The sequence below is a fragment of the Streptomyces sp. NPDC021020 genome, from assembly GCF_044333285.1.
Classification (GTDB): Bacteria; Actinomycetota; Actinomycetes; order Streptomycetales; family Streptomycetaceae; genus Actinacidiphila.
The window spans coordinates 24,588-51,539 of sequence record NZ_JBIRQQ010000010.1 but is presented as its reverse complement, the minus strand read 5'-3'; the positions used below and the strand labels follow the sequence as shown (position 1 = coordinate 51,539).

The window sequence follows — 26,952 nt, the reverse complement described above, 5'->3', positions numbered from 1 at the left end:
GTCACCCGCGTCAGTACCTGAGCACCGCCGCCACGTGCCCGACGTCCGCCAGCTCGCCGTCCGGCACGAACCGCACCCGCGCACCCGTGTCCAGCGCCTGCTCGGCGATCTCGTCGACGATGTCGTCCCTGGCACCCCGGTCGCCCGTCGCGGCCGGGACCAGGTGGTCGCCGTCGTCGCGCACCGTCGCGCGGTAGCCGTCCTCGATCGCCACCAGCGCCACCCGGGCCTCGGCCACCGACTGCCACACCTCGTCCACACCGCCCGCGAAGGCCTTCCGGCTGCGGGCCTGGTCCAGTTCGGCGAGCACCTCGCCGACCTCCTCCGCGGCCCGCTGCCCCGCCGCCTCGGCGAGCGCCTTGCGCAGCGCCTCGGCGGGACCCTCGGCCAGCCCGCCCTGCACGATCCGCCCCGCGGACTCCTTGACCAGCTTGCCCGCGTCGTCCAGCGCGGCCAGCGCCTCCGACTCGGCGACGACGTACAGCGGCTGCGGGTCGGCGGCCAGGACCACACCGGCCTTCTCGGTCACCTCCCGCAGGAACTGCCGGGTCGACTCGTCGTTGAAGATGCTCGGCGTGTCGCCGATGCGCTCCTCGCGCTCCGGGTCGAAGTCCTCCTGCACCCGGCGGATCGGGAAGGACCCGGTGACCTGCTCGGGCGCCCGCCCCTTCGACCCGCTCCACATGGTGGCGACGTCGGCGGACAGCGCCAGCACCCAGTACGGCTGGTTCGCCACGTGCGCGGCCACCAGGTTCCGCGTCAGGAAGGTCTGCGCGAGCAGCACCCGGGCCGGGACCGTGCGGGCGAGCGTCCACACCTGGTGCTCGCCCGGCGCGGCGAAGATCGCCAGCCCGTCCTCGGCGTGCACCAGGTCGACCTCGCCGAGGGCCTGGTCGAGCTGCCCGATCACATCGATCCGGTCCGCCCGGGAGACCTCGGGATCGTTGTGCACCGCGTCCTTGGCCTCCTCCAGCAGATTGCGCAGCCGTACGGCGTCCTGGGCGTTGTCCGGCTCGCGGCGGTGCGTGGGGAGCAGGATCGAGACGGCCGGATACGGCCGGGGACGGCGCAGGTCGGCGAGGACGGCGGGACTGATCGGCGCGTGCATGTCGGTGCCCTTTCGGCGGCTGCAACATCTGCCGGAGACGTCCCCCGGGGCGTCTCTTCGTCCCTTCCTGGATATATCAATGTGCGGCCCCCCGCAGCTTGTGGGCGTCCCGCCGCCCTCCCGGCCGGGCGCCGCGGGCCGTCACCCGTACGGCCCGCCGGGCGCTGCGGGCACCGCCGGGACCCCGCACGGTGAGGGGGACCGGGTCGCCGCCCGGGGAGCAGAAGGGGAGCCCGTGACCCGGAACCGGATACGCGTCCCGGCCGCCGGCCGGCTGCGCGCCGCCACCGCCGCGGCGCTGGTCGCCGCGGCCGCGGGCGGCCTCGTGCTGGTGGGCGGCTGCGACGACTCCTCGGGCGGAAGCTCGCCGTCCGGCACCCGGCTGCCCTCGGCGGTGCGCTCGGCGGTCTCCAGCGGAGCCGCGGCCGCCTCGTCCGCGGCGTCCTCGGCCGCCGCGGCGGCCTCCAGCTTCGCCGCCTCGGCCGGCGCGGGCGCGACCAGCGCCGCCGCGTCCTTCGACGCCGCCGTCGCCAAGGCCGCCGGGCAGGGCAACGCGATCGACTCCGTGCAGCTCACCACCGTGCCGCCCGCGCAGACCGGCGGGCTGAACGCGGTCGTCGTCGGCATCGCGAACAGCACCGACAAGACCGCGTCCTACGCGGTCAAGGTCGAGTTCGCCGACTCCACCGGCCACGTCGTGGACAGCTCCGTGGTCGGCGCGACCGGCGTCGCCGCGGGCAGGAGCACCCAGACCATCGCCTTCACCACCAAGGACCGCGGCACCGTGCTCACCCCGCGGGTCGCCAAGGCCCAGCGCTTCTGACCGCCCCCTTCCCGGCGGCCCTGCCCGAAGCCGCCCCCGCCGGGTATCCGGGCGAAGTCCCGGCCAGGGGGCCGCCGCTGACGTTGTCGGACCCGTGTGCGAAGCTTCCGACTTCGGGGTGAGGGGAGGCGGCGGTGGACGGGCAGGACACCACAGCCGGGACGGACGGGCAGGCGGAGCCGCCGGAGACGGCGGACGGAGCGGGACACCCCGCGCCAGCGCCGGTCGCCGGACGGGGGAGCAGGACGGCGGCAGCGGGCACCGCGCTCGCGCTGGTCGCCGCCGCGGGCACCGCGCTGGGCGCGCTGCTGCTGCACCCGGGCCACTCGCTGCTCGCCAAGAGCGGCGGGCCGCTGGACAGCACCACCGCCGTGATCCTGCTCGCGCTGGCAGCCCTCGGCGCCGGACTGGTCGCGGCCGGCCGCTACCGGGCCCGCGTCGCCCGCCGCTACGACCTGCCGCCCTTCGAGCAGCGACTCTCCGAGGCCGTGAGCATCACCCTGGTCGCCGCCGCCCTGGTCGTCCCGCTGCTGCTGCTCCTCAAGCACCCCTTCCCGCACTCCTCGGCCACCCCGCCGGAGCGTGGCGAATTCACCGTCGCCCCGCCCCCGCTCCGCACATATCCGGTCCACGCCCCTCCGACGCACAAGCCCGGTCACGGCCCGTCGATCACCATCCCGCACCTGGTGGTCGTGCTGGCCCTCGTGGCGCTCGCGGCCCTGCTGCTCGTCGCGGGCTACCGGCTGTGGCGCCAGCTCTACGGGCCCGCGGCGCGGGAGGCGGCGGAGCCCTACGCCCACGAGCCCGACGAGCAGGAGGCGCTCGCCGAGGCCGTCGACTCCGGCCGCCGCGCGCTGCTCGGCGACGGCGACCCGCGCGCCGCCGTCATCGCCTGCTACGCGGCCATGGAACGGTCCCTGGCAGGCTCCGGCGTCGCCCGCCGGGCCTCCGACAGCCCGCAGGACCTGCTGGAGCGCGCCGCGGGCAGCGGTCTGCTCGGCGGCCCGCACGCCGCCGACCTGACCTCGCTGTTCCGCGAGGCCCGCTACTCCACGCACCCCATGGACACCACCCACCGCGACCGCGCCGCCGCCGCGCTGGACGCCATCGCCGCCCAGCTCGCCGAGGCCGCCGCCCGCGCGGCGGCGGCAGCCGAAGCGGCCGAGGCAGCCGCCGCGGGCCCGGCCGCCACGCCCGCCGACCGCCCGCAGGGCCGCGGACCGCAGCCGACGACGGGAGCCCACCGGTGAACGAGCCGCCCGAGCCCGGCACCCCCGGCTCCGTACGCCACTCGCTGCTCCTGCTCGGCGCGACCGGTGCGGCCGTCGTCGTCGTGCTCGCCCTCGCCGAGGGAGCCGCCGGCGCCGCCGCCGCGCTGGCCGTGTGCACCGTCGCGGGCCTGGCCGTCGCCCGCTACGCCACCGGCGCGGGCGCCCAGGACAGCGGCTTCCGGCGGAACGTACGGCTGCTCGGCAGCCGCGCGCCCGCCCTCGGCGAATGGCAGCGCATCGTCGACAAGTCGATCGGCGAGGGCGCCGACGTGCACTTCGTCGCCACGCTCCGCCCGCAGCTCCAGCGGCTCTTCGCCGCCCGCCTCGCCGAGCAGCACGGCGTGCACCTGCACCGCCAGCCCGAGCGCGCCAAGGCCCTGGTCGGCGCCGACCTGTGGCCCTGGATCGACCCGCACCGCCGCCCCGCGCGGCGACCCGACCACCCCGAGCGGGTGCTGCGCGCCCTGCTCGACCGGCTGGAGACGCTGTGACCGCGCCCGCGCCCGCGCCCCGCCGCCGCCCGTCCCATGTCCAGGCAAGGTGAGGAACCGCACGTGACCGAAGACCGCATCGCCGACGCCGCCGGCCCGTACGCCATGACGCCCCGGGAGGCCGGTGAGCGCGCCGCAGGCGTGCTGGCCGAGATACGCACCGCCGTCGTCGGCAAGTCCCGGCCGCTGGAGATGGTCATGCTCGGCATCCTCGCCGGCGGCCACGTCCTCATCGAGGACCTGCCGGGCCTGGGCAAGACGCTCATGGCCCGCTCCTTCGCCGCCGCCCTCGGCCTGGACTTCCGCCGCATCCAGTTCACCCCCGACCTGCTGCCCTCCGACGTCACCGGCGCGCCCTTCTACGACCAGCGCAGCGGCGACATGGTCTTCCGGCCCGGTCCCGTCTTCACCCATCTGCTGCTCGCCGACGAGATCAACCGCACCCCGCCCAAGACCCAGGCCTCGCTGCTGGAGGCGATGGCCGAGTCCCAGGTGTCCATCGACGGCAGCACCCGCCCGCTGCCCGACCCGTTCGTCGTCATCGCCACCGCCAACCCCATCGAGTACGAGGGCACCTACTCGCTGCCCGAGGCCCAGCTCGACCGCTTCCTGCTGCGCGTGCGCATGGGCTACCTGACGGCCGAGCAGGAGACCGGGATGCTGCGCGCCCGCATCGCCCGCGCCGCCCCCGAAGCCGTGCTGCGCACCCTGGGCAGCCCCAAGGATGTACTGGCCATGCGCGCCGCCGTCGAGCGGGTCGAGGTCGAGGACGACCTGCTGGACTACGTGGTCGCGCTCGTCGGCGCCACCCGCTCCCACCAGCACATCCAGGTCGGCGCCTCGCCCCGCGGCGGCCTCGCGCTCGTGCAGCTCGCCCGCGCCCGCGCGGTCCTCGACCTGCGCGACTACGCCACGCCCGAGGACGTCAAGGACGTCGCGGTGGCCGCGCTCGCCCACCGCGTCACGCTCAAGCCCGAGCTGTGGGTGCGGCAGATCGACGCCGACGACGTCATCGCCGAGATCGTGCAGTCCGTCGCCGCCCCGCAGACCCTGCCCCGCAGCCGCGTCGCCTCATGACGACCCGGACCGGCCGGTCCGCGGCCATCGAGCGGGCGCTCGGCGGCCGCGACATCTCCGACGGCGGGCCCACCGAGCCGCCGAGCCCGCCGCCCCCCGGCTGGCGGGCCTCGGAGAGCGCGCTGCGCCACGGCACCGTCGCCGCCGTCGCGGTCGCCGCCGCCCTGGTCACCGGGCACGCCTGGCTGCTCGCCGCGGCGGCCGTACCGCTCGCGCTGCTGGCCCTCGCGCTGCCCGCCGGCACCCGGCCGCGGCGGATCGACCCGGTCGTGGACGTCCAGCCGCGCCGCTGCTTCGAGGGCGAGCAGCTCACCGTCACCGTCACCCTCGGCCTCGACGGCACCGCCGGGCGCCTCGACCCGGGCATCACCCCCGGCCCCGGCCTGCGCCTGGACGAGCTCACGACCGGCCCGCGGCACCTGACCCTCCGGTGCACCGCGGAGCGCTGGGGCCGCTGGAGCGTCGGCACGGTCGACATCGACGTGTACGACGCGGGCGGCGCCGCCCGCCGCACCGTCCGCGTCGACCTGGGCGAGGTCGCGGTCTTCCCCGTCCCCAGCGCCGCCGGCGTCACACCCATCCCGGTCCGGCTGCCGCAGCGCCTCGGCGAGCACACCTCCACGCAGCGCGGCGAGGGCGTCGAGGTCACCGGCGTCCACCCGTACGTCGTCGGCGACCGGCAGCGGCGCATCCACTGGCCCGCGACCACCCGCCGCGGCGAGCTGCAGCTCCACCAGTTCGCCGCGGAGAAGGCCTCCGACACCGTCGTGCTGCTCGACGTGCTCGCCGACGTGCGCGACCCCGCGACCGGGGCGTCCTCGCTCGACGAGACCTTCCGCGCGGCCGCCGGACTCGTCCGCGCCTATCTGCGCACCCACGACCGCATCGGCGTCGTCTCGGTCGGCGGCGCCACCCGCTGGCTCCAGCCCGGCAGCGGCGGAACGTACTTCTACCGGATCGTGGAGAGCGTCCTGGACGTCCGCAAGGACCTCGGCTACCGCACGACGGGCCTGCGCCGCCTGCCGCCGCCCGCGCTCCCCGAGAACGCGCTCGTCTACGTCTTCACACCGCTCACCGACCAGCGCATCCTCGACGTCCTCGACCAGGTCAGGTCGCGGGCCAACCCGCTCGTCGTGGTGGAGATCCCCAGCGGCGACCCGGCCGTCGAACCCGGCGACTCCCGCGCGCAGCTCGCCCTGCGGCTGTGGCGCGCCGACCGCGAGGCGATGCGCTTCGCGCTCACCGAACGCGGCATCGCCGTCGTCACCCACACCCCCGGCGAGACGCTCGACCTCGCCCTCGCGCCGCTGCTGCGCACCCGGATCCGCGGAGGAAGCCGATGAGCCGCACACCGGGTGCCCACCGGCTGACCGCCCGCGTCCTCGGGGCCGCGCTCGCGGTCGCCGCCTGCAACCCGCCGCGCACCGTGACCGGGCCGCGGATCGGCTGGCTCCTCGTCGTCGCCGCGGTGGCCGTGGCGTGGTGGGCCGCGCCGATGGTCGACACCCGGCCCGTGCTGTCGTCCATGCGCTGGAAGGACGTCGCCGTCCACCGCCGCAACACGCTGCTGCCGGCGGGAGCGGTGCTGCTCGCCGCGGTCACCGCGCCGGCGGTGTGGCTGGCCGCGTGCGTGGTCGGCCTGCTGGCCGCGTATCTGCTCGTCACGGACGCCTGGACGATGAGCGCGTCCGCTCCGCCGGGCACCGACCGCCTGCGGCCCGCGGCCGCCGCGGCCGCGGCCTGCGCGGTGACCTTCGCCGCGGCGCAGGCCCCGCTGGCGGACACGTCCTGGGCCCGCCTCCCCGCGGCCCTCGCGGTCGCCGCGACCACCACCTGCGTCGCCCTGGCCCTCCGCCACCGCTGAGCCGGCCCCTCCGGGGCCTTTCGCGCCACGGGGTGCTGCTTGCGGCCGGTCTCCGCACCGTCCCGCCGGTGGGGGCCGGCCGCGCAGTTCCCCGCGCCCCTGTGTGTGGCCGGCCTACGCTGCCACGCCCCGGCGCACCTACCTGTATCGGTTCAGTAAATGTGCCGCCCAGCGGCAAACTCCCCGCTTCCCATCAGCGCTTGACGTGCTTTACCGTTTAACACGCCAGCCGCCGCCGTAGGCAGAGGAGAAGCGATGAAGGACGTCACGCCCCTGGTCGACGGCTGGAGCCTCCGCCTGCCGCGCGCAGGCGTCACCGGCCTCGGCGGGGAGCCCGGCGGCGCTGTTCCCGCCGTCGTACCGGGCTGCGTCCACACCGACCTGCTCGCCGCCGGGCTGCTGGCCGACCCCTTCCTCGACCGCAACGAGACCGCCGCCGCCTGGGTCGGCCGCGCCGACTGGACGTACGCGTGCGTGCTGCCGCCCGTCACGACCGCCCACGAGCGCAGCGACCTGGTCTTCGACGGCCTCGACACCGTCGCCGCCGTCTCCCTCGGCGACACCGCGCTCGGCAGCACCCGCAACATGCACCGCGGCTACCGCTTCGACGTCACGGCGCACCGCCCGGCCGCGGCGGGGGTCCCCCTGACCGTCGCCTTCACCTCGGCCTACACCGAGGCCGAGCGCGTGCGGGAGCTGCTCGGCGACCGGCCCAACTCCTACCCCGAGCCCTTCCAGTACCTCCGCAAGATGGCGTGCTCGTTCGGCTGGGACTGGGGCCCGACCCTGGTCACCGCCGGGATCTGGAAGCCGGTCCGGCTGGAGCACTGGTCGACCGCCCGGCTGGCCCGGGTCACCCCGCTGGTGACCGTCGAGGACGGCACGGGCCGCGTCGAGGCCCGCGTCGAGCTGGAGCGCACTGCCTCCGGCGAGAACCGCCCGCTGGTGCTGCGGGTGCGGGTCGGCGAGCACAGCACGCAGACCGCCGTACCGCCCGGCGCCGGGCGTGTCACCGCCGTCGCGGAGATCCCCGACCCGCGGCTGTGGTGGCCGCGCGGCTACGGCGAGCAGCCCCTTTACGACTGCGAGGTCACCCTGACCGACCCCGCGGCGGCCCCGGGGGAGGACGGCACCCTCGACCGCTGGCAGCGCCGCGTCGGCTTCCGCACCGTCACCCTCGACACCTCGCCCGACGCGCACGGCAGCGCCTTCACGCTGGCCGTCAACGGCACCCCCGTCTTCGCCCGCGGCGTCAACTGGATCCCCGACGACGTGCTGCCCACCCGCGTCGACGCCGCCCGCTACCGCCGCAGGCTGCGGCAGGCCGCGGACGCGGGAGTGGACCTGGTGCGGGTGTGGGGCGGCGGGCTCTACGAGAGCGACGACTTCTACGACGCCTGCGACGAGCTGGGCCTGATGGTGTGGCAGGACTTCCCCTTCGCCTGCGCCGCCTACCCCGAGGAGCAGCCGCTGCGCTCCGAGGTCGAGGCCGAGGCCCGGGAGAACGTCTCCCGGCTCGCCCCGCACCCGAGCCTGGTGCTCTGGAACGGCAACAACGAGAACCTCTGGGGCTTCCGCGACTGGGAGTGGGAGCCCGAGCTGGCCGGTGACTCCTGGGGCGAGGGCTACTACCTGGGCCTGCTGCCCCGCGTCGTCGCCGAGACCGACCCGACCCGCCCCTACTGGGCCGGCAGCCCCTGGTCGGGCTCGTGGGAGCACCACCCCAACGACCCGCGGCACGGCACCGCCCACTCCTGGGAGGTCTGGAACCGCGAGGACTACACCGACTACCTCGACAGCGTGCCCCGCTTCGTCGCCGAGTTCGGCTGGCAGGCCCCGCCGGCGTACGCCACCGCCCGCCGTGCGCTGAGCGACGAGCCGCTCGCCCCCGACTCGCCCGGCATGCTGCACCACCAGAAGGCCGAGGACGGCAACGGGAAACTCGCCCGGGGCCTGGCCCGGCATTTCCCCGTCCCCGCCGACTTCGACACCTGGCACTACCTGACCCAGGTCAACCAGGCCCGCGCGATCGCCACCGGTATCGAGCACTGGCGCTCGCACTGGCCGCGCTGCGCCGGCACCGTGGTCTGGCAGCTCAACGACTGCTGGCCGGTGACGTCCTGGGCCGCGATCGACGGCGACGAGCGCCCCAAACCGCTCTACCACGAGCTCGCCCGCCTGTACGCCGACCGGCTCGTCACCGTGCAGGCCCGCCCCGGCGGGCAGGTCGCGGCCCTGGTCAACCAGGCGGCGGGGGAGTGGACCGGCGAGGCCGTACTGCGCCGCGTCGCGGTGGACGGCACGGTGCTCGCCGAGGCCCGGCTGCCCTTCGCCGCCGCGCCCAGGACCGTCGCCGAGCTGCCCGTACCCGACGAGCTGCTGCCCGCGGCGGAGGGCGGCAAGGAACTGCTGACGGTGCAGGCCGGCGCCGAGCGGACCTGCTGGTTCCCGGTCCGGGACAAGGACTTCGCCTACCCCGAGCCCGCCTGGGACCTCGACCTCGCCGTCCGCCCCGACGGCAGCGCCCAGGTCACCGTCACCGCCCGCGTCCTGCTGCGCGACCTGCTGCTCCAGGCCGACCGGCTCGCCCCCGGGGCGAGCACCGACCGGGGCCTGACGACGCTGCTGCCGGGCGAGAGCGCGGCCTTCACCGTCACCGGCTGGGACACCCCCACCCCGCAGGCCGCCGCCGCCGCGCTGTTCAGCGTCAACGCGGCCGTACGGCAGCCAGGCGGGAGCGCCGGGGACCGCGAAGACGGCGGCCGGTGAGCGGTCCGGCCCTCCCGGGCGATCCGCCGCCGCGCCCCACGATCAACGACGTCGCCGCCCTCGCGGGCGTGTCCAAGGGGGCGGTGTCGATGGCCTTCAACGGCCGCCCCGGCGTCTCCGAGGCGACCCGCGCCCGGGTGCTCGCCGCGGCCGGCGCGCTCGGCTGGGAGCCCAGCCTGTCGGCCCGCGCCCTGTCCGGGGCGCGGGTCGACACGGTGGGCCTGGCCATCGACCGACCGGCGCGCATGCTCGGCCTCGAACCGTTCTACATGGAGTTCATCTCCGGGATCGAGAGCGTGCTGGCCGACCACGGCGTCTCGCTGCTGCTGCGGGTCGTCGGCGATCCCGACGAGGAGATCGAGGTGCAGCGCACCTGGTGGCGCTCGCGGCAGGTGTCCGGCGCGATCCTGGTCGACTTCCGGCGCGGCGACCGGCGCCCCGCCGAGATCGCCGCGCTGGGCATGCCGGTCGTCGCCGTCGGCCACCCGACGCTCACCGGCGGCCTTCCCGCGGCCTGGACGGACGACGCCGCGGCCGTCACGGACGCCGTGCGCTACCTGGCCGCGCTCGGCCACCGCAGGATCGCCCGGGTCGGCGGCGCCGCCGAGCTGGGCCACACCGCGATCAGGTCCGCTGCCTTCGAGGCCGCCGCCAACGAACTGGGCCTGGAGCAGTGGACCGGCGTCGAGACCGACTTCTCCGGCGGCGAGGGCGCCCGCGCGACCCGTACGCTGCTGGCCTCGCCCCGCCGCCCCACCGCGGTGCTCTACGACAACGACCTGATGGCGGTCGCCGGGCTGTCGGTGGCCGCCGAGATGGGTTTCGCGGTGCCGGACGACCTGTCGCTGCTGGCGTGGGACGACTCCCAGCTGTGCCGGCTCACCCGGCCCATGCTGTCGGCGATGAGCCATGACGTCTTCGGCTTCGGCGCCGAGGTGGCCGGCCGGCTGCTGGCGCTGCTCGGCGGCGGGCGGCCGCGGACGGGGCCGGTCGCCACGCCGGTTCTCACCCCGCGTGGCAGCACGGCCCCGCCGCGTCACCCTACTTCGTCGCGCCCCGGGTGAAGCCGTTGTAGATGAAGCGCTGGAGGAAGAGGAAGACCACCAGCGTCGGCACGATCACCAGGATCGCGCCCGCCGAGATGTCCTCCCAGTGCGCCCCGAAGGGCCCCTTGAAGCGGAAGAGCGAGGTGGAGATCGTCCCCAGGTTGTCCGAGGGCATGTAGAGGAAGGGGATGTAGAAGTCGTTGTAGACGGTGATCCCCTTGATGATGACCACGGTGGCGACGGCCGGTTTGAGCAGCGGCAGGATGATCCGCCAGTAGATCGTGAAGGCGTTGGCCCCGTCGATGCGCGCCGCCTCGTCCAGCGACACCGGGATGCCCCGGATGAACTGCAGGAAGATGTAGATCGAGACGATGTCGGTGCCCATGTAGAGCAGGATCGGCGCCCACCGGCTGTCGAACAGGCCGAAGTCGTTGACGATCTTGAAGGTGGCCACCTGGGTCGTCACGCTCGGCACCAGCGAGCCGATCAGGAACAGCGCGATCACCAGCCGGCGCAGCCGGAAGTGGAAGCGGTCGATCGCGTAGGCGGCCATCGAGCCGATCAGCACCGTCCCGGCGATCGAGAAGACCAGGATGAAGGCGGTGTTCCAGAACGCCCGCAGCATCTTCCCGGCCCGGAAGGCCGTCACGTAGTTGTGGTAGTTCAGCCAGTTGTGCGGCAGCGTCAGCGCGCCGCTCCCGTCGGCCATCTCGCGGGAGGTCTTGAGCGACGTCAGCAGCACCGCGACCAGCGGCAGCAGCACCACCACGCAGGCGGCGACGAGCGAGAGGTACATCAGCGTCCGGGCCACCGTGCGGCGGGCCCGCGTCCCGGCGTCGGCCGACTCCGTGTCGGGCGCCGCGGGCGCCCTGCGGACGAGAAGCGAGGTCATACGAGATCGTTCCTCTCGTCGGGCACCACGATCCGCTGGAGCCAGGTCACCAGCAGGATGATCACCAGCAGCGCCACGGCCGCTGCGGAGGCGAGCCCCATCTTGTTGAACTCGAAGGCCAGCTTCACCGTCTGGATCACGAAGGTCTGGGTGCCCGCGGCGCCGCGCGTCATGATGTACGGGATCTCGAACGCCGACAGCGAACCGGAGATCGCCAGGATCGCGCTCAGGCTCAGCACCGGCTTGATGCCCGGCGCGATGATGTGCCGGAACTGCTGCCAGCGGTTGGCGCCGTCCAGTTCGGAGGCCTCGTACAGCTCACCGGGGATGGACTGGATCGCGCCCAGGAAGAGCACGAAGTTCAGGCCCATGAAGCGCCACACGGACACCCCGGCGAGCGAGGTGTTGCCCATCCGCCCGCTGCCCAGCCAGAAGTGGTGGCCGTGCGCCCCGAAGGCGCTCAGCACCGTGTCGAGGGTGCCGTGCGGCTGGAAGAAGTACAGGAAGACGAAGCCGATCGCGACACCGTTGAGCAGGTAGGGGAAGAAGAGGATCCCCTTGAAGAGATTGCGGAAGCGCACGTCGAAACTGAGGACCGTCGCGAAGTACAGCGCGAGGACGATCTGCACGACGGAGGCGACCAGGTAGTAGATGCTGACGAAGAAGACCTGGAAGAGCTCGGGTCTGGTGAACAGCTCCACGTAGTTCTTGGTCCCGACGTAGTTGCGGTCCGGGCTGACGCCGTCCCAGTCGGTGAAGCTGTCCCTGATCATGTTCCCGACCGGGATGTAGGTGAACGTGATCAGCAGAGCCAGCGGCACCGCCAGGTACAGCCATGGCGTCACGGTCCGCCAGACCCGAGCGCGGCTCACAGGCTCGCGGTCTTCTGCGCGGCCGACCACTTCTTCGCGAGGTCCGCGAAGATGCCGGGCAGATCGCCGCCGGCCGCGCCGCGGGCGACGTCGATCAGGTGCTGGCGGTAGTCGGGCTTGTCGGTCATGCCGATCTCGGACTGGTTGTCGATGGTGGTGACCTTCGCGGCCTGCGCCTGCGACATCTGGACGAACTGCACCCCGGCGTCCTGGAAGGGCTTGAGGGCGCTCGGCATCTCACCGCCCTTGAGCGTCGGGACGGCCTGGTTGTCCTGCACGTAGCCGGACTTGTCGGTGAACCAGTCGATCCACGCACGCGCGGCGGCCTTGTGCTGGGAGTGGATGTTCACCGCCTCCTGGTAGTCGGGCGCCACCGGCGTGCAGAACTTGCCGTCCTTCTGCGACGGGAAGGGCATGTAGCCGATCTCGGCCGGGTCCTTGCCCGCCTTCTTGGCCGCGTCCTGCATCTGCACGATCGCCCACGACCCCAGCCACATGGTGCCGATCTGACCGGTGGCCAGCAGGTTCTTGCTGTTCTCCCAGTTGGTGGTGGTCGGGTCCTGCTCGGCGAGCTTGTCGTGCACGATGTCGTACAGCAGCGTGTCGCCGACGTTCAGGTCGCTGCCGGCCTTCCACGGATCGGGGTCGCCGGCCGGCTCGTCGGTCGCCTTGGCGTCGCAGGTGACGGCGCCCTGGACCTGCGTCCACGCGGTCAGCGGCCAGCCGTCCTTGTAGTTGGTGTAGTACGGCGTCGCCTCGGTCTGCGACTTGATCGCCTTCAGGTCGGTCAGGAACTGGTCGGGCGTGGTGGGCCAGTCGGTGACGCCGGCCTGCTGCCACACGGTCTTGTTGTAGACGAAGCCGTCGGCGTTCGCGAAGTTCGCGATGCCGTAGACCTTGCCGCCGACCGTGGCCTTCTCGGTGAAGGTGTACTTCTTGCCCAGCTCGTCCGCCGTGCCCAGCGAGGCGAAGAACTTCGGGTAGTCGTCGGTCTTGACGGCCGCCGGGATCATGAGCACGTCGCCGTAGTTCGACGTGTTCATCCGGATCTTGACCTCGCCCTCGTAGTCCGTGATCCCCTCGAAGGTGACGTGCACCTTGGGGTAGATCTTCTGGAACTCCGCGGCGTACTTCTTCATCGTCCCGTCCTGCACCAGGTCGGTGCGCTGGGTCAGGACCTTGATGTCCCCGGTGACCTTGGACGGATCGGTCGGCGAGGCGGCCGACCCACCGCCGGACGACGAGCCTCCGCCACCGCAGGCCGTCGCCAGCAGCGCCATCACGGCGACCAGCGGACCGGCGAGTGCTGTGCGCTTCATCTGCTCCCTCTCCGTTTCCACGACGTCCGACCGAGACCAGCAGGACGGCGGCGGATCAACTTAAGCGATTCAGTTGGAGAACGACCGCACTATTGCATTGGGTTGTGGGCCGGTAAAGACGCTGATTCCGCGCTGATGCTTAACCGTTACATACCGGTTCAGTAGGAGGGCCGCCCGGCCTGCGGTAGGTTGGGCGCCGACCGGCGGCGAGGCCGCCGGCGCGCGCCACGGCATGCAGGGGGAGGTGGGACCGATCACCGCGCGTACGCACCGCACGTTCCCGCCGTACGGCCGCGGCCCCGGGGCTTCCTGACCGGTTCCGCCGGCCGCCGTACCCCGCCGAGAGGCCGCCATGCCGCACACCCCGGAAACCGCCGGGCCCGCGCCCGCCACCCCGCAGCCCGCCGAGGACCTCACCCACGCCGCCGTCACCGCCCGGCTCAGGGCCGCGGGCTGCGTCTTCGCCGAGGACGAGGCCCGCATCATCCTGGACACCGCCGCCACACCCGCCGAGGCCGCCGCGATGACCGCCGCGCGCGCCGCCGGGCGGCCGCTGGAACACGTCGTCGGCTGGGCCGAGTTCTGCTCCCTGCGGATCGAGGTCGACGCCGGCGTGTTCGTCCCGCGCCGGCGCACCGAGCTGCTGGTGCGCGAGGCCACCGCGCTCGGCCGGGCCGCGCTCGCCGCGCGCGGGCGGGTGGTCGTCGCCGACCTGTGCTGCGGCTCCGGCGCGGTCGGCGCGGCCCTGGCCGCGGCCCTGGGCCGTACCGAACTGCACGCCGCCGACCTCGACCCGGCGGCCGTCGCGTGCGCGGCCCGCAACATCGCCGCGGCCGGCGGCCTGGCCCACTGCGGCGACCTCTTCGCGGCGCTGCCCGCCGCGCTGCGCGGCACGGTCGACGTGCTGGCCGCCAACGTGCCCTACGTGCCCACCGGCGCGGTCGCCCTGCTCCCGTCCGAGGCCCGCGACCACGAGGCCCCCATGGCCCTCGACGGCGGCCCCGACGGCCTGGACGTACTGCGCCGGGTCGCCGCCGACGCGGCCGGGTGGCTGGCCCCCGGCGGCTCCGTCCTGGTCGAGGCGGGCGAGCGGCAGGCCGGTACGGCCGCGGGCGTCCTCGCGGCCGGCGGCCTGCGCACCCGCACGGCCACCGACGACGACCTCGGTGCGACGGTCGTCATCGGCACCCGGCCGCAGCACTAGACCGAAGGCCCGCACCCCGGGTGCCGGGGTGCGGGCCTTCGGCCGCCGCTGCCGTGCGGGGGTCAGTCCGGCTGTTCGGCCGTCCGCAGTCCCGCGGACCACTTCTCCTCGATGTTGCCGAACTTCCACACCGCGACCGCCACCGCCCAGGTGGCGAAGAACAGCCCGACGATCACGTAGCCGACGATGTTGAGGTCCAGGCCGCCGATCCAGTCCCAGAAGGCGCCGTGCAGCCCGGCCTTGTCGCTGACCAGGCCCAGCAGCTCCACGGTGCCGATGATGAGGGCCACCGCGACCGACAGGCCGGTGATGGTCAGGTTGTAGTAGACCTTGCGGACGGGCTTGGAGAAGGCCCACTCGTAGGCGAAGTTCATGAACGAGCCGTCGATCGTGTCCAGCAGGCACATGCCCGCCGCGAAGAGGACCGGCAGGCACAGGATCGCGTACCAGGGCAGCCCGGAGGCGGCGCCGGACCCGGCCAGCACCAGCAGGGCGATCTCGGTCGCGGTGTCGAAGCCCAGGCCGAACAGCAGCCCCAGCGGGTACATCTGCCAGGGCTTGGTGATCGACTTCATCACCCGGCCGAGCAGCCGGTTCATGAACCCGCGGTTGTTCAGGTGCTCCTCGAGCGCGGCCTCGTCGAAGTGCCCGCCGCGCATCTGCCGGAAGACCTTCCAGATCCCGGCCAGGATCAGCAGGTTGATGATCGCGATGGCGTAGAGGAACGTCCCCGAGACGGTCGTCCCGATCCAGCCGGTGACGGAGTGCAGCTGGGAGTCGTCGTTCTCGACCGGGTCGGAGAGCGACTTGATGCCCAGCGACAGCAGCACGGCCAGCCCGAAGACGATGCTGGAGTGGCCCAGCGAGAACCAGAAGCCCACCGACAGCGGGCGCTTGCCCTCGTGCATGAGCTTGCGGGTGGTGTTGTCGATCGCCGCGATGTGGTCGGCGTCGAAGGCGTGCCGCATGCCGAGCGTGTACGCGGTCACACCGATGCCGATGCCGAAGGACTTGGTGCCGACGCTGTAGTGCTCCGGCGCCACGATCGCCACCAGCGTGAACCAGCCGATCACATGGAGGGCGACGATGAACGCCGCCATGCCGCCGAGCCGGGTCCACTCCGCCCGGGTCATCGAGTGCTTCATCCGTCGCAGACGTGATCCGGCGGGGGCCGGGGCCTCGGTGGTGCTGCTCATTCCTTCGTCCTCCGGGGAGCGGCCGGTGTGGTGCTTACCGCATCAGACTACTAGTTGCGAACGATGTGCAATAGGCCGCCCCCGGCCCCGGAGAGCTTGATCACACACGCGGAACCCCTGGTGATCGCCGATTCGCCCTGATTGACGCATGACAGAACGGAGCCCTACGCTCACGGGGTAAGTGATGGCATGGGGAAGCCGGTGGAACTCCGGCACGGTCGCGCCACTGTGATCCCGCCGCCGCCTTCGGGCGAGACGGGGAGTCAGACACCCGCTCATCACGACGCCCAGCAGACCAGGGACGCACGATCCCCGAAGGAGGGCTCATCTTGAGCAGCATTTCCCCTGCCCGCCCCGCCGCCACACCGGTTGTCCTGCCGGTCACCAAGGCCGCGCTGTGGCTCGTCGGCGCCACGTTCCTCGCGCTCGCCGCCTACTACTTCATCGGCGTCGACCAGGGTGCCGTCTCCGTGTTCGGCAAGGACATGCACATCCACGAGTTCGTCCACGACGCACGCCACTTCCTCGGCTTCCCCTGCCACTGACGGCCGGCCGGTCCGCCGCCCCGAGGGCGGCGGACCGTCGCGCCCGGAAGCCCCCGCGTCCCCCCATCCCCTCGCAACGGACAACTCGACATGGAAAAGAAACTCGTGCTGCGCGGCGTCCTCGCCGGCGCAGTCGCCGGGCTGCTCGCCTTCGTCTTCGCCCGCATCTTCGCCGAGCCGTACATCGGCAAGGCCATCGACTACGAGAGCGGCCGTGACGCCGCGCAGACCGCCCTCGACAAGGCGGCCGGGATCGCACCCGAGGCCGCGGGCTCCGACCTGTTCAGCCGCACCGTCCAGGCGGACGTCGGCATCGGCGTCGGAATGATCGTCTTCGGCATGGCGATGGGCGCGCTCCTCGCCGTCGCCTACACCGTCTGCCTCGGGCGGGTCGGCGGGCTGCGCGCCCGCAACCTCGCCCTGCTCGTGGCGGGCGGCGGATTCCTCGGCATGTACCTGGTGCCGTTCCTCAAATACCCCGCCAACCCGCCGGCCATCGGCCACGAGGAGACCATCAGGGCCCGCAGCGGCCTCTACCTGATCATGGTGGTGTGCTCGGTCGCCTTCCTCGTCGGCGCCGTCTGGCTGGGCCGCCGGCTCCAGGCGCGCTTCGGCAACTGGAACGCCACGCTGCTGGCCGGCGCCGCGTTCGTCGTCGCCATCGGCGTCGTCATGCTCCTCCTGCCGTCGCTCGGGCACCTCGGCTGGAACAAGGAGCACTACGGCGACCACGCCACCGAGACGCCCCAGCCGCTCACCGACGCCAAGGGGAACATCGTCTTCCCCGGCTTCCCGGCCGACGTCCTCTTCGCCTTCCGCTTCTACTCCGTGGGCGCGCAACTGCTGCTGTGGTCCGCGCTCGGCCTCGTCTTCGCGCCGCTCGCCGAACGCGTCCTGCGCCCCGCGACGGCGGGCGCCCCCGTACGCGGAACGGCTCCGTCGCCCGCATGACACCTCCCGCACCACGAACGAAGGACGCGGGCGCGGTGGTCGCCGAGATCACCGCGCTCGGGCCCTTCTTCGCCTTCACGACGCACGAGGACACGGCGGCGGGTACGGCGTCCGCGCCCGGCGACGCGGGGTGGCAGGCCCTCGACGGGCCCGCCGTCGCCGACCGGGCCGAGGCCGTACGCGCGTGGCTGGCCGCCGCGAGCGGGCGGCGGCCGGACGCCGTCGAGGCCCGCGTCGGCGCGTCCGTCGCCCACCTCGGCCTCGCCGCGCGCCTGGTGTCACCCGCGCTCGCCGCCGCCGTCCTGCACGGCGTGCTCCTGGACCACCCGCTCGCCGCCGCCCGCTGGCGGCCCGTCCTCGGCGGCCCCGTACCCCTCTCACTGCCCGCCGCCGCGCTGCGCGGCCCCGTCCGGCCGCCCGGCCCGCTCGCCGACGCCTTCGCCGCCCGGCTGCACGACGGGCCGCTCGCCGAGCTCGCCGCCCTCCACGTCCCACTCGGCGTCTCCCGGCACATCCTGCTGGGCAACACCGCCTCCGCCGTCAACGGCGCCGCGGCCATGATCGCCGCCGCCCGCCCGGAACTGGCCGCCGCCACCGCGGAGTTCGCCGCTGCGCTGCTGGACCGCGAACCGCTGCGCGCGCAGCGCGACCGCACGGCCGCCGGCGCCTTCCGCCGCCGCAGCTGCTGCCTCATCTACCGGGCCGCCCCCGACCGCCGCGGCGCCCTGTGCGGCGACTGCGCCCTGCACACTCCCACGGACACCCGCCCATGAGACACGTCCACGTCATCGGCATCGGCGCCGGCGACCCCGCCCAGCTCACCCTCCAGGCCGTCGACGCGATCGGCCGGACCGACGTCTTCTTCCTGCTCGACAAGGGCGACGCCAAAGCCGACCTGACGGCCCTGCGCGAGCTGATCCTGCGGCGGCACGCGACCCGCCCGCACCGCGTCGTCACCGCCCGCGACCCCGAGCGCGACCGCACCGCGCCCACCCCCGGCTACGCGCCCGCCGTCGACGACTGGCGCGCCCGCCGCGCCGCCCTCTACCGCCGGATGATCGCCGACGAACTGCCCGACGGCGGCACCGGCGCCTTCCTCGTGTGGGGCGACCCCGCCCTCTACGACAGCACCCTCGCGATCCTCGACGAGATCCGCGCGGAGAACGGGCCCGCCTTCGAGTGGACGGTCGTCCCCGGCGTCAGCAGCGTCGCCGCGCTCACCGCCCGGCACCGCGTGACCCTCAACCAGGTCGGCGGCCCGGTCCACATCACCACCGGCCGCCGGCTCGCCGACCACGGCCTGCCCCCCGGCGCCGACGACGTGGTCGTGATGCTCGACGCCCGGCACGCCTTCACCGCCCTCACGGAGGAGGGCCTGCACATCTACTGGGGCGCCTACCTCGGCACCCCCGACGAGATCCTGCTGTCCGGCCCCCTCGACACCGCGCTGGCCGCCCGCATCACCGCCACCCGCGCCGAGGCCCGCGCCCGCAAGGGCTGGATCATGGACACCTACCTCCTGCGCAGACCGCGCGGCACGACCCCGGAACCGGCGGCCCCGCCCGCCGCCGGCACCGCCGGCCCCGCTCCGGACCGCGGGCCCCGCTGATGCTGCGGGTCCTCGTCCTGGGCGGCACCGGCGAGGCCCGGGAGCTGGCCGCGCTGCTCGCCGGTGACGCGGGGCTGGACGTCACCACCTCGCTCGCCGGGCGCACCCCGCGGCCGCACCTGCCCGCCGGGCAGGTCAGGTCCGGCGGCTTCGGCGGCGCCGAGGGCCTCGCACGGTGGCTGCGCGAGCACCGCACCGGCGCCGTCGTCGACGCCACCCACCCCTTCGCCGCCCGGATCAGCGCCCACGCCGCCCGCGCGGCCCGCACCGCGGGCGTACCGCTGCTGGCGCTGCGCAGGCCCGGGTGGGCCGCGCGGCCCGGGGACCGGTGGCAGTGGGCGGCGGACACCGCCGAGGCCGCCGCGCTGCTGCCCGCGCTCGGCCGGCGCCCCTTCCTCACCACCGGCGCCGGTGAGCTGGCCGCCTTCGCCGCGCTGCCGCTGCACTTCCTGGCCCGCACGGTCACGCCGCCGCCCCCGCCGCTGCCCGCCCGCTGCGAACTGATCACCGCCCGCGGCCCCTTCACCACCGAGGGCGAACGCGCCCTGCTGCGCGAGCACCGCATCGACGTCCTGGTCACCAAGGACAGCGGGGGGCCCGCCGCCAAACTCACCGCCGCCCGCGAGGAGGCCGTCCCCGTCCTGATCGTCCGCCGCCCCCCGCCGCCCCCGGGCGTCCCGGCCGTCACCACACCGGAGGCCGCCGCCCGCTGGCTGCGCGCCCGCTGACCGCCCGTCACCAGGCCGGGCGCGACGACGCCGTCCGGCCCCGGGGCCGGACGGCGTCGTCGCGCCCGGGCGTACGGGCGCGCTCAGTCGATGTCGACCCGGCCGTTGGCCCCGTCCTGGCCCTTGCCGCGCACCTGCACCTCGGCCGACGGGTGGGCGGCGGGCGCACCTTCCGCGCGCAGGTTCTTGCGGACCGAGTCCAGGATCGTCAGGCCCTGCCCGACGAGCCCCGCGGCGATCTCGCCGAGGCCGTCCGCCCCGTTGAGGACGTTGACGTTGGCGCCCTGCAGGCCGCTTGCGGCCTCCTTGACGATCTGCGGCAGCTGGTCGATGATCATCCGCTCCAGCGCGACCCGGTCGTGCGACGCGGCGGCCGCCGCCTGGATCCGCATCCGCTCGGCGTCCGCGACGGCCAGCACCCGGATCCGCTCCGCCTCCGCCTCCGCGGGCTTGACGATCTCGGCGACCAGCTGCTGCTGGCGCAACTCGGCGGCCCGCAGCGCCAGTTCGGTCTGCGCCGCGATGACCTCCTGCTGGGCGTGCGCCTGCGCGAGCGGCCCGGCCTGCGCCGCCTGCGCCTGGGCACGGTCGACCTGCGCGGTGAAATCCGCCTGCACCACCGCGGTCTGCCGGGCGTACTCCGCCTGGTTGCGCGCCGCGGCCTGCTGCGCCTCGACGGCGGCCTGGGTGGCCTGCGCCTGGGCGATCTGCGCCTGCCGCTGGATGGCGGCCTTGTGCGGCGCGGCCATCGCCTCGATGTAGCCCGTCTTGCCGTCGTCGATGGACTGGATCTGCAGCGAGTCCACCGTCAGGCCGATCTTGGCCATCTCCGTCTTGGACGTCTCCAGCACCTCGGTCGCGAGCTTCTGCCGCTCGGTGACGATCTCCTCGACCGTCATCGAGCCGATGATGGACCGCAGATGGCCCGCGAAGATCCGCCCGGTGAGCACCGACATCTGGTCCTGGTCGGACAGGAAGCGCTGCCCGGCGTTGACGATGCTCTCGTGGTCGTTGCCGACCTTGAAGGCGATGACGGCCTTCACGGTCAGCGCGATGCCCTGCCGGGTCACGCAGGTCTCGGAGACCTCCGCCTCGCACATCGCCAGCGTCAGGAACCGGGTCTTGCGGAAGACCGGCAGCACGAACTTGCCGTGCCCGGTGACCACCCGGAACGGCGCGCCGCCGAGCCCGCGGCGGCCCCCCGAGATCAGCATCGCCTCGTCTGGGTCGGGAACGCGATAACCGAACATCTCCACCTACTCCTTCGTCTGCGCGGCTCAGCCGGCCGGGGCGTCGAACGGATCGGCCCACCTGATCACGTCGACCTGCCGGGTGCCGCGGGAATCCACCACCAGCACCCGGCTTCCCCGCTCCAGCGGTTCGTCGGACCACGCGAGGAAGGTCTCGGTGCCACCCCTGACACGTACCAGTACCTCACCGGGCCCCGCGGTTCCCCGCGTGCCCAGGAGCAGTTCCCCGATGCAGCCGATCACGGCCTCGTCCCGCGCCACCACCGGCCGCGCTCCCCTCGTCGTCCTCGCGCCGCCGTCCCGCGGTCCCCCCGCGTGCCCGGCCCGCTCCATCCTCCCACCACGTGCCGCCCCCGGGCCCCTGGCGTGCCGGAATGTGCCAGGGTTGCGCCCATACACGCAACGAGCGGGAGGCTGGATGTTCCGGGGCTTCACCACCCCCCTGACGGGTCGGACCGAGCGGGACGAATCGGGGGTCTCGTCACCGTGGGCGTTCATCCGCACCGAGTCGGGGAGCGCCGCGGTGCTGCTGGCCGGGACGCTCGCGGCGCTCGCGTGGGTGAACATCGCGCCGGACGGCTACGCGTCCTTCTGGGAGACCCGGCTGTCGGTGCGGCTCGGCTCGCACGGCGTCGACATGGACCTGCGCGAGTGGGTCAACAGCGGCCTGATGACGCTGTTCTTCCTCGTCGTCGGCCTCGAGGCGCGCCGCGAGTTCGACATGGGCGAGCTGCGCGACCGCCGGCGGATCCCGCTGCCGCTGCTGTGCGGGCTGTGCGGCATGGCCGTCCCGGTGGCGATCTACCTGGGCGTCAACGCCGGCGCCTCCTCCGCGCACGGCTGGGGCGCGGCGATGTCGACCGACACCGCCTTCGCGCTGGGCATGCTGGCGCTGCTCGGCTCGCGCTTCCCGCGCCGGCTGCACACCTTCATCCTCACCGTCGCCGTCGTCGACGACTTCCTCGCCCTCGCGGTGATCGCCGTCGCCTACAGCGAGAAGGTGTCGTGGACGCCGCTGCTCGTCGGGGCGGGCGTACTGCTCGTGGCCGGCTTCGTCCGCCGCACCGGCACCCGCCGGGGCGGGGTGTACGCGGTGCTGGGCATCGCGGCGTGGGTGGCGTTCGTGCACTCCGGGGTGGACCCGGTGGTCGTCGGCCTGATCATGGGCCTGATGTCGTACGCCTACCCGGCGCCGCGCGACGCCCTGGAGCGGGCCAGCGGCCTCTTCCGGTCCTTCCGCGAGCAGCCCACCGCCGAGCTGGAGCGCGAGGCCCGGCAGGGCATCGCGCTGGCGCTGTCGCCCAACGACCGCCTGCAGCGCCTTTACCACCCCTGGAGCAGCTACGCGATCGTGCCGCTGTTCGCGCTCGCCAACGCCGGGATCGAGATCAACGGGTCGCTGCTGTCCAGCGCCTTCACCTCGCCGATCACGCTGGGCATCCTGCTCGGCTACGGGCTCGGCAAGCCCGTCGGCATCCTCGGCGCGTCCTTCGCCGCCGAGCGGCTCAGCCGCGGCCGGATGAAGCCGCCGGTGGGGTGGGCGGCCGTCGCCGGCGGCGGCACCATCGCGGGCATCGGCTTCACCGTCTCGCTGCTCATCGCGACGCTCGCCTTCGACGGTCGGCAGCTGGAGCAGGCCAAGATCGGGGTGCTCAGCGCGGTCGTCCTCGCGATGCTGTCGACGTCGCTGGTCGCGCTGGTCACCGCGCGGCTGCCGAAGGCGCGGCGGGCGAGGGCGCTGCTCGGCACCGCCGAGTCGGTCGTCGACCTGGCCGAGCCCGTCGACCCCGACCGCGACCACGTCCGCGGTCCGCTCGACGCGCCCGTGACGGTCGTGGAGTACGGCGACTTCGAATGCCCGTTCTGCGGCCAGGCCGAGCAGGTGGTGCGCGAACTGCTCGCCGACTTCGGCGACATCCGCTACGTCTGGCGGCACCTGCCGCTGCCCGACGTCCACCCGCACGCCCAGCTCGCCGCCGAGGCGGCCGAGGCCGCCTCGCTCCAGGGCGCCTTCTGGGAGATGCGCGACCTGCTGATCACCCATCAGGAAGAGCTGGGCGTCAAGGACCTGCTGCGGCACGCCCAGGACCTGGGCCTGGACGTGGACGCCTTCCGCGAGGCGCTGCGCGGCCGCCACGGTGCGGCCCGGGTGGAGGTGGACGTCGAGTCGGCCGACCTCAGCGGGGTGGCGGGCACGCCGACCTTCTTCGTCAACGGGCGGCGCCATCACGGGGCGTACGACATCGACAGCCTGTCGGCAGCCGTCATCGCGGCCCGGGACCGCGCCGTCCTCATCGACGGCGCATGGCCCGGGTCGTCGGACCGCTGACCTCCCGGCAGCCGGGAGCCGGTCTCAGCGCGGTACGGGGCGGACGGCGAGCGGGGCGTCCGGGGTCTGGTGGCCGCCGCTGGCGACCATCCGGACCTCGCCGTCCGTGCTGATCTCGGCGCGGACGATGCCGCTGTCGTCCTGGTAGATCGGGTAGCCGCCGGCGCCTGACCGGTCGGTGCGGTGCACGAGCACCGCGTCGTCCTCCACCGCCGCGGCGTGGAAGACCAGCTCGTAGGTCTCCGGATAGTCCATGGCTCTACCTCCGGGCATGGGCATGCCGGTCCCTTCCATCCTCCCTCATCCGCGCCCCGGCCGCGCGGGGAGCGTACGGGGAAGCGGCTGCGCCGCGCGAAGTGGCGCGTACCGGGCGGCGGTCGCACAGTGGAACGAGAGGGCCGAAGCGCCGGTGCGCGCCCGTAGGCCCGCCCGCCGGGCCGACGACAACGCCCGCAGCAGCCGCCCGCCCTTCTCACGTAAGGGGATTTTCATGGCAACCGACAACGCCTCCCGGTCCGTCTCCAGCCACCGCAGCGATGTCGGCGGCAAGACCACCATCGCGGACTCCGTGGTGGCCGTCATCGCCGGTATCGCCGCCCGCGAGGTCGACGGTGTCCACACGATGGGCGGCGGTGCCTCCCGCGCGATGGGCGCCGTACGCGACACGGTGTCCCGCTCCACCGACTTCACCCGCGGTGTCAAGGTCGAGGTCGGCGAGAAGCAGGCCGCGGTGGACCTCGACGTCGTGGTCCTCTACGGCACCGAGATCGACGACGCCGCCAAGCAGATACGCTCCCACGTCGCCAACGCCGTCGAGCGTATGACGGGCCTGGAGGTCGTCGAGATCAACATCAGCGTCCGCGACGTCTACATCCCCGGCGAGGAGTCGGACGAGGAGTCCGAGTCCCGGGTCCGCTGACGTCCCCGCACGCTGCTCCGGGCCCGGCCGCACCTGGTGCGCCGGGCCCGCGGCGTGCGCGGGGCCGGTGTCAGCGGGGCAGCACGGCCGCGAGGACGGCGCGGATCGGGGCGAGGTCCACGTCGGCGGCGATCGTCGCGGGCTCGGGCCGCTCGGTCGTGAGCGGCTCCATGCCGAACAGGGCACGCAGGAAGCGCGGGTGGACGGTGCGCGCGAGCAGGTCGTGCGCGATCCGGTCGGCGTCCTGCGGCCCGAGCCCGTAGCTCTCGCCGAGAAAACCGGCCAGCCGTGCGTGCACGGAGCCGATGATCGCCTCGTGGTAGCGGGCGGACGCCTCGGGCAGCCGCTCGGCCTCGGCGATGCCCAGCCGGCACATCCGCAAGGTGGGCTCCCACAGCAGCGTCTGCAGGAAGCGCCCGCAGTACAGGACCGCGGCCTCCGCGGGGTCCTCGGCGTAGTCGCCGGGCGTCCCGAGCCGGTCGAGGTACAGCTTGCGCACCAGGTCCACGACGGCGAGGAAGAGCTTGTCCTTGCTCTCGAAGTGCGCGTAGAGCGTGCGCTTGGACGTCTCGGCGCGGGCGGCCAGCTGATCCATCGAGGTGCGTTCGAAGCCCGTTTCCAGGAAGACGTTCTTGGCCGTGAACAGGATGTGATCCCGCAGTTCGTCGCCGCGCCTTGCCATGCGCCCTCCTGTGCAGCAAAGTAAACGGTACGGTAGAGTTTACTTGAGTCGAGGTCGAGGAGTCCGACATGATCGTCGTCACCACACCCACCGGAAGTATCGGCCACCAGGCCCTTGAGCACGTCATCCGTGCGGGCGCCCCCGTCCGGGTCGTCGCCCGTGACCCCTCCCGGCTGCCCGCCGCTGTCCACGAGCACGCCGAGGTCGTCAAGGGGGCGACCAACGACCCCGCCGCCCTCGCCGAGGCGTTCGCCGGCGCCGACACCGTGCTGTGGGTGATGCCGCCCGACCCGTCGGCCGCCAGCGTCCACGCCCACGTCATGGACTTCTCCCTCCCGCTGTGCGACGCGATCGTCGCGCAGGGCGTGCGCCGCGTCGTCGCCGTGTCCAGCCTCGGCCGTGCGGTCGCCCGCAACGCCGGGCAGATCTCCGCGGTCTTCGCGATGGACCACCTCATCGAGTCCACCGGCGTGCACTACCGCTCGCTCGGCATGCCCGGCTTCATGGAGAACACCCTCGGGCAGCTCGAACCGATACGGCACCAGGGCCTGTTCTTCGGCACCCTGCCCGCCGGCCGGAAGTCCCCCACCGTCGCCACCCGCGACATCGCCGCCGTCGCCGCCGGGCTGGTGCTCGACCCCGACTGGACGGGCCAGGAGAGCGTCGCGGTGCCCGGCCCCGAGGACCTCTCGCCCGACGACATGGCGCGCATCATGACCGAGGAGCTGGGCCGCCCCGTCGCCTACCGGCAGATCCCCGGCGAGGCCCTCGTCGCCTCGTTGACCGAGCACGGCATGACCCGGGCCTGGGCCCAGGGCATCGTCGGCATGTCCTCCGCCGTCGACGCCGGACTCTACGACGGCGAGTCCTACCCCGACCGGGCCGCCACCACCCCCACGACCTTCCGCCAGTGGTGCCGCGAGGTGCTGCTCCCCGCCCTGGCCTGAGGCTCCCCGGGCCGCACGACCCCCGCCGCCCGAACGCCGCGACCTGCGACGACGTGCGGCGGGCCGGACCGAAAACCGTTCGAGGACGGCGGCGGCGGGCAGGTAGCGTCGGCGGTATGGACCCCCTGACCGACGCCGAGCTGCGCGCCTCCTTCGTCAACTGCACCAAGGGCGAGGCCGGACGCATCAACCTCCCGCGGGATCTGAGCGCCCTGCCCTGGGCGGACCTGGATTACGTGGGCTGGCGGGACCCGGGCGCCCCCGACCGCGCGTACCTCGTCGCCCCCGCCTCTGCCCCCGGCGGCAAGGCGGTGGGCCTCACCCTGCGGATCGCCCCCGGCGCCCGGCGCAACCTGATGCGCAGCAGCCTGTGCGGCCTGTGCCTGACCGGCCACTCCGGCGGCGGCGTCGACCTCCTCGCCGCGCCTCTCGCGGGCCCCGCCGGACGGCAGGGCAACACCGTCGCCCTCTACATGTGCGCCGACCTGGCCTGCTCGCTCTACATCCGCGGCAAGAAGACCTCGGCGCTGGTCCGCCCCATGGAGGAGACCCTCACGCTGGAGCAGCGGATCGACCGCACCCGCCGCAACCTGGACGCTTTCCTCGCGAAGGTCACCGCGCGGGCGGCGTGAGCGGCGTGCCTCGGGCCGCCGGGCGGCGGCAACGGCGGGGCGGGCGGATGTCCGGCGTGCGGTACGTGAGCGGCGCCGCCGGGCCCGGCGGGTGCGGGGCGCGGTGGCCGGGTGGCCGCCCGGGGGCGCTTGACCGGGCGGCGGGGGGCGAACCGCCCGGGTGGGTTCCGCCGAGCCGCGACGGCGCGACCCGGGGCCCGGACGGCTACGCCGCGCCGCGTTGACCTGCGGCGTCAGCCGGGCGCCCGCGCGCTCCCCGGTTCGGGTGGATACGGGGCCCGCAGGCCCGTGCGGGGCGTACGGGCGGCCCGGCGGCCGGTAGATTCCCCGCCAGGGGGAGCACGCGAGGACTCGCGGTGGATAGCGACTTCAACCAGCCCCATCCATCCAGCCGGCGTGCTCTCCCGTCCACGTGCCGCGCGGCAGCG

The 26,952-nt window shown here is 73.9% G+C and carries 27 protein-coding genes and 1 riboswitch; of the genes, 18 read left to right on the top strand and 9 right to left on the bottom strand.

The annotated features are described in order from the left end of the window. Positions 1-10: 10 nt before the first annotated feature. Positions 11-1,108, bottom strand: a complete 1,098-nt coding sequence (locus ACH4SL_RS28070; protein ID WP_398450452.1) for a chemotaxis protein — start codon at positions 1,106-1,108, stop codon at positions 11-13. A 235-nt stretch (positions 1,109-1,343) separates the two neighbouring features. Here ACH4SL_RS28070 and ACH4SL_RS28065 point away from each other — a divergent pair, with 235 nt between their 5' ends. From ACH4SL_RS28065 to ACH4SL_RS28030, 8 genes are all read left to right on the top strand, one after another. Next, complete coding sequence (locus ACH4SL_RS28065) at positions 1,344-1,931, top strand: hypothetical protein (protein WP_398450450.1); 588 nt, start codon at positions 1,344-1,346, stop codon at positions 1,929-1,931. 134 nt (positions 1,932-2,065) lie between these two features. After that, a complete protein-coding gene (locus ACH4SL_RS28060; RefSeq protein WP_398450448.1) occupies positions 2,066-3,181 on the top strand; it encodes a DUF4129 domain-containing protein in 1,116 nt (371 codons plus the stop codon). Next, positions 3,178-3,693 carry a hypothetical protein gene (locus ACH4SL_RS28055; RefSeq protein WP_398450446.1) on the top strand — a complete coding sequence of 172 codons (516 nt, stop codon included), beginning with the start codon at positions 3,178-3,180 and terminating at the stop codon, positions 3,691-3,693. The genes ACH4SL_RS28060 and ACH4SL_RS28055 overlap by 4 nt, the downstream gene beginning before the upstream one ends. A 105-nt stretch (positions 3,694-3,798) precedes the next feature. Then, on the top strand, positions 3,799-4,770 hold the full coding sequence (locus ACH4SL_RS28050) for an AAA family ATPase (RefSeq protein WP_398450995.1): 972 nt from the start codon (positions 3,799-3,801) through the stop codon (positions 4,768-4,770). After that, on the top strand, positions 4,767-6,113 hold the full coding sequence (locus ACH4SL_RS28045) for a DUF58 domain-containing protein (protein ID WP_398450444.1): 1,347 nt from the start codon (positions 4,767-4,769) through the stop codon (positions 6,111-6,113). Before ACH4SL_RS28050 ends, ACH4SL_RS28045 begins: the two co-directional genes overlap by 4 nt. Next, positions 6,110-6,634 carry a hypothetical protein gene (locus ACH4SL_RS28040; RefSeq protein WP_398450442.1) on the top strand — a complete coding sequence of 175 codons (525 nt, stop codon included), beginning with the start codon at positions 6,110-6,112 and terminating at the stop codon, positions 6,632-6,634. Before ACH4SL_RS28045 ends, ACH4SL_RS28040 begins: the two co-directional genes overlap by 4 nt. Before the next feature lie 255 nt (positions 6,635-6,889). Next, positions 6,890-9,403 carry a glycoside hydrolase family 2 protein gene (locus ACH4SL_RS28035; protein ID WP_398450440.1) on the top strand — a complete coding sequence of 838 codons (2,514 nt, stop codon included), beginning with the start codon at positions 6,890-6,892 and terminating at the stop codon, positions 9,401-9,403. Then, the gene (locus ACH4SL_RS28030) at positions 9,400-10,467 is read left to right on the top strand and encodes a LacI family DNA-binding transcriptional regulator (RefSeq protein ID WP_398450438.1); all 1,068 of its coding nucleotides are present in this window, start codon (positions 9,400-9,402) and stop codon (positions 10,465-10,467) included. The genes ACH4SL_RS28035 and ACH4SL_RS28030 overlap by 4 nt, the downstream gene beginning before the upstream one ends. Here the strand turns inward: ACH4SL_RS28030 and ACH4SL_RS28025 are convergent. The 3 genes from ACH4SL_RS28025 to ACH4SL_RS28015 form a co-directional block, all read right to left on the bottom strand. After that, complete coding sequence (locus tag ACH4SL_RS28025) at positions 10,445-11,245, bottom strand: carbohydrate ABC transporter permease (RefSeq protein WP_398450993.1); 801 nt, start codon at positions 11,243-11,245, stop codon at positions 10,445-10,447. The genes ACH4SL_RS28030 and ACH4SL_RS28025 overlap by 23 nt on opposite strands. Positions 11,246-11,337: 92 nt before the next feature. After that, complete coding sequence (locus ACH4SL_RS28020; protein WP_398450436.1) at positions 11,338-12,243, bottom strand: carbohydrate ABC transporter permease; 906 nt, start codon at positions 12,241-12,243, stop codon at positions 11,338-11,340. After that, positions 12,210-13,532 carry an ABC transporter substrate-binding protein gene (locus ACH4SL_RS28015; protein ID WP_398450434.1) on the bottom strand — a complete coding sequence of 441 codons (1,323 nt, stop codon included), beginning with the start codon at positions 13,530-13,532 and terminating at the stop codon, positions 12,210-12,212. Before ACH4SL_RS28015 ends, ACH4SL_RS28020 begins: the two co-directional genes overlap by 34 nt. A 352-nt stretch (positions 13,533-13,884) precedes the next feature. On the opposite strand from ACH4SL_RS28015, the gene ACH4SL_RS28010 reads away from it, so the two are divergent. Beyond that, positions 13,885-14,736: a putative protein N(5)-glutamine methyltransferase gene (locus ACH4SL_RS28010; protein WP_398450432.1), complete on the top strand. Its 852-nt coding sequence runs from the start codon at positions 13,885-13,887 to the stop codon at positions 14,734-14,736. Positions 14,737-14,798: 62 nt separating this feature from the next. Here ACH4SL_RS28010 and ACH4SL_RS28005 read toward each other — a convergent pair whose 3' ends face one another. Continuing rightward, positions 14,799-15,932 (bottom strand): HoxN/HupN/NixA family nickel/cobalt transporter, encoded by a 1,134-nt coding sequence (locus ACH4SL_RS28005; RefSeq protein WP_398450430.1) that lies wholly within the window; start codon positions 15,930-15,932, stop codon positions 14,799-14,801. Positions 15,933-16,094: 162 nt separating this feature from the next. Then, positions 16,095-16,226: riboswitch (cobalamin riboswitch) on the top strand. 35 nt (positions 16,227-16,261) lie between these two features. Between ACH4SL_RS28005 and ACH4SL_RS28000 the strand changes: the two genes are divergently transcribed. From ACH4SL_RS28000 to ACH4SL_RS27980, 5 genes are all read left to right on the top strand, one after another. Next, entirely contained in the window at positions 16,262-16,477 is a 216-nt protein-coding gene (locus ACH4SL_RS28000) for a CbtB-domain containing protein (protein ID WP_398450428.1), read from the top strand. 90 nt (positions 16,478-16,567) lie between these two features. Then, a complete protein-coding gene (locus ACH4SL_RS27995; protein ID WP_398450426.1) occupies positions 16,568-17,428 on the top strand; it encodes a CbtA family protein in 861 nt (286 codons plus the stop codon). Beyond that, complete coding sequence (locus tag ACH4SL_RS27990) at positions 17,425-18,201, top strand: hypothetical protein (protein WP_398450424.1); 777 nt, start codon at positions 17,425-17,427, stop codon at positions 18,199-18,201. The genes ACH4SL_RS27995 and ACH4SL_RS27990 overlap by 4 nt, the downstream gene beginning before the upstream one ends. Further along, positions 18,198-19,037 carry a precorrin-6A synthase (deacetylating) gene (gene cobF / locus ACH4SL_RS27985; RefSeq protein WP_398450422.1) on the top strand — a complete coding sequence of 280 codons (840 nt, stop codon included), beginning with the start codon at positions 18,198-18,200 and terminating at the stop codon, positions 19,035-19,037. Before ACH4SL_RS27990 ends, cobF begins: the two co-directional genes overlap by 4 nt. A gap of 2 nt (positions 19,038-19,039) precedes the next feature. Beyond that, the gene (locus ACH4SL_RS27980; protein WP_398450990.1) at positions 19,040-19,765 is read left to right on the top strand and encodes a cobalt-precorrin-6A reductase; all 726 of its coding nucleotides are present in this window, start codon (positions 19,040-19,042) and stop codon (positions 19,763-19,765) included. An 83-nt stretch (positions 19,766-19,848) separates the two neighbouring features. On the opposite strand, the gene ACH4SL_RS27975 is transcribed toward ACH4SL_RS27980, so the two are convergent. Next, positions 19,849-21,015, bottom strand: a complete 1,167-nt coding sequence (locus ACH4SL_RS27975) for an SPFH domain-containing protein (protein WP_398450420.1) — start codon at positions 21,013-21,015, stop codon at positions 19,849-19,851. A gap of 27 nt (positions 21,016-21,042) precedes the next feature. Next, positions 21,043-21,276, bottom strand: coding sequence for a hypothetical protein (locus tag ACH4SL_RS27970; RefSeq protein ID WP_398450988.1), 234 nt, complete (start codon positions 21,274-21,276; stop codon positions 21,043-21,045). 157 nt (positions 21,277-21,433) lie between these two features. Between ACH4SL_RS27970 and nhaA the strand changes: the two genes are divergently transcribed. Continuing rightward, positions 21,434-23,344, top strand: a complete 1,911-nt coding sequence (nhaA, locus tag ACH4SL_RS27965; protein WP_398450418.1) for a Na+/H+ antiporter NhaA — start codon at positions 21,434-21,436, stop codon at positions 23,342-23,344. Between the two features lie 24 nt (positions 23,345-23,368). Here nhaA and ACH4SL_RS27960 read toward each other — a convergent pair whose 3' ends face one another. Then, the gene (locus ACH4SL_RS27960) at positions 23,369-23,599 is read right to left on the bottom strand and encodes a DUF6296 family protein (RefSeq protein WP_398450416.1); all 231 of its coding nucleotides are present in this window, start codon (positions 23,597-23,599) and stop codon (positions 23,369-23,371) included. A 235-nt stretch (positions 23,600-23,834) separates the two neighbouring features. Between ACH4SL_RS27960 and ACH4SL_RS27955 the strand changes: the two genes are divergently transcribed. Next, positions 23,835-24,263 carry an Asp23/Gls24 family envelope stress response protein gene (locus tag ACH4SL_RS27955; protein ID WP_398450414.1) on the top strand — a complete coding sequence of 143 codons (429 nt, stop codon included), beginning with the start codon at positions 23,835-23,837 and terminating at the stop codon, positions 24,261-24,263. A 70-nt stretch (positions 24,264-24,333) separates the two neighbouring features. Here ACH4SL_RS27955 and ACH4SL_RS27950 read toward each other — a convergent pair whose 3' ends face one another. Beyond that, positions 24,334-24,945 (bottom strand): TetR/AcrR family transcriptional regulator, encoded by a 612-nt coding sequence (locus ACH4SL_RS27950; protein ID WP_398450412.1) that lies wholly within the window; start codon positions 24,943-24,945, stop codon positions 24,334-24,336. A gap of 68 nt (positions 24,946-25,013) precedes the next feature. Between ACH4SL_RS27950 and ACH4SL_RS27945 the strand changes: the two genes are divergently transcribed. Beyond that, positions 25,014-25,892 (top strand): NmrA family NAD(P)-binding protein, encoded by an 879-nt coding sequence (locus tag ACH4SL_RS27945; RefSeq protein WP_398450410.1) that lies wholly within the window; start codon positions 25,014-25,016, stop codon positions 25,890-25,892. Between the two features lie 116 nt (positions 25,893-26,008). Next, positions 26,009-26,524 carry an FBP domain-containing protein gene (locus tag ACH4SL_RS27940; RefSeq protein ID WP_398450408.1) on the top strand — a complete coding sequence of 172 codons (516 nt, stop codon included), beginning with the start codon at positions 26,009-26,011 and terminating at the stop codon, positions 26,522-26,524. Positions 26,525-26,952 lie beyond the last annotated feature (428 nt).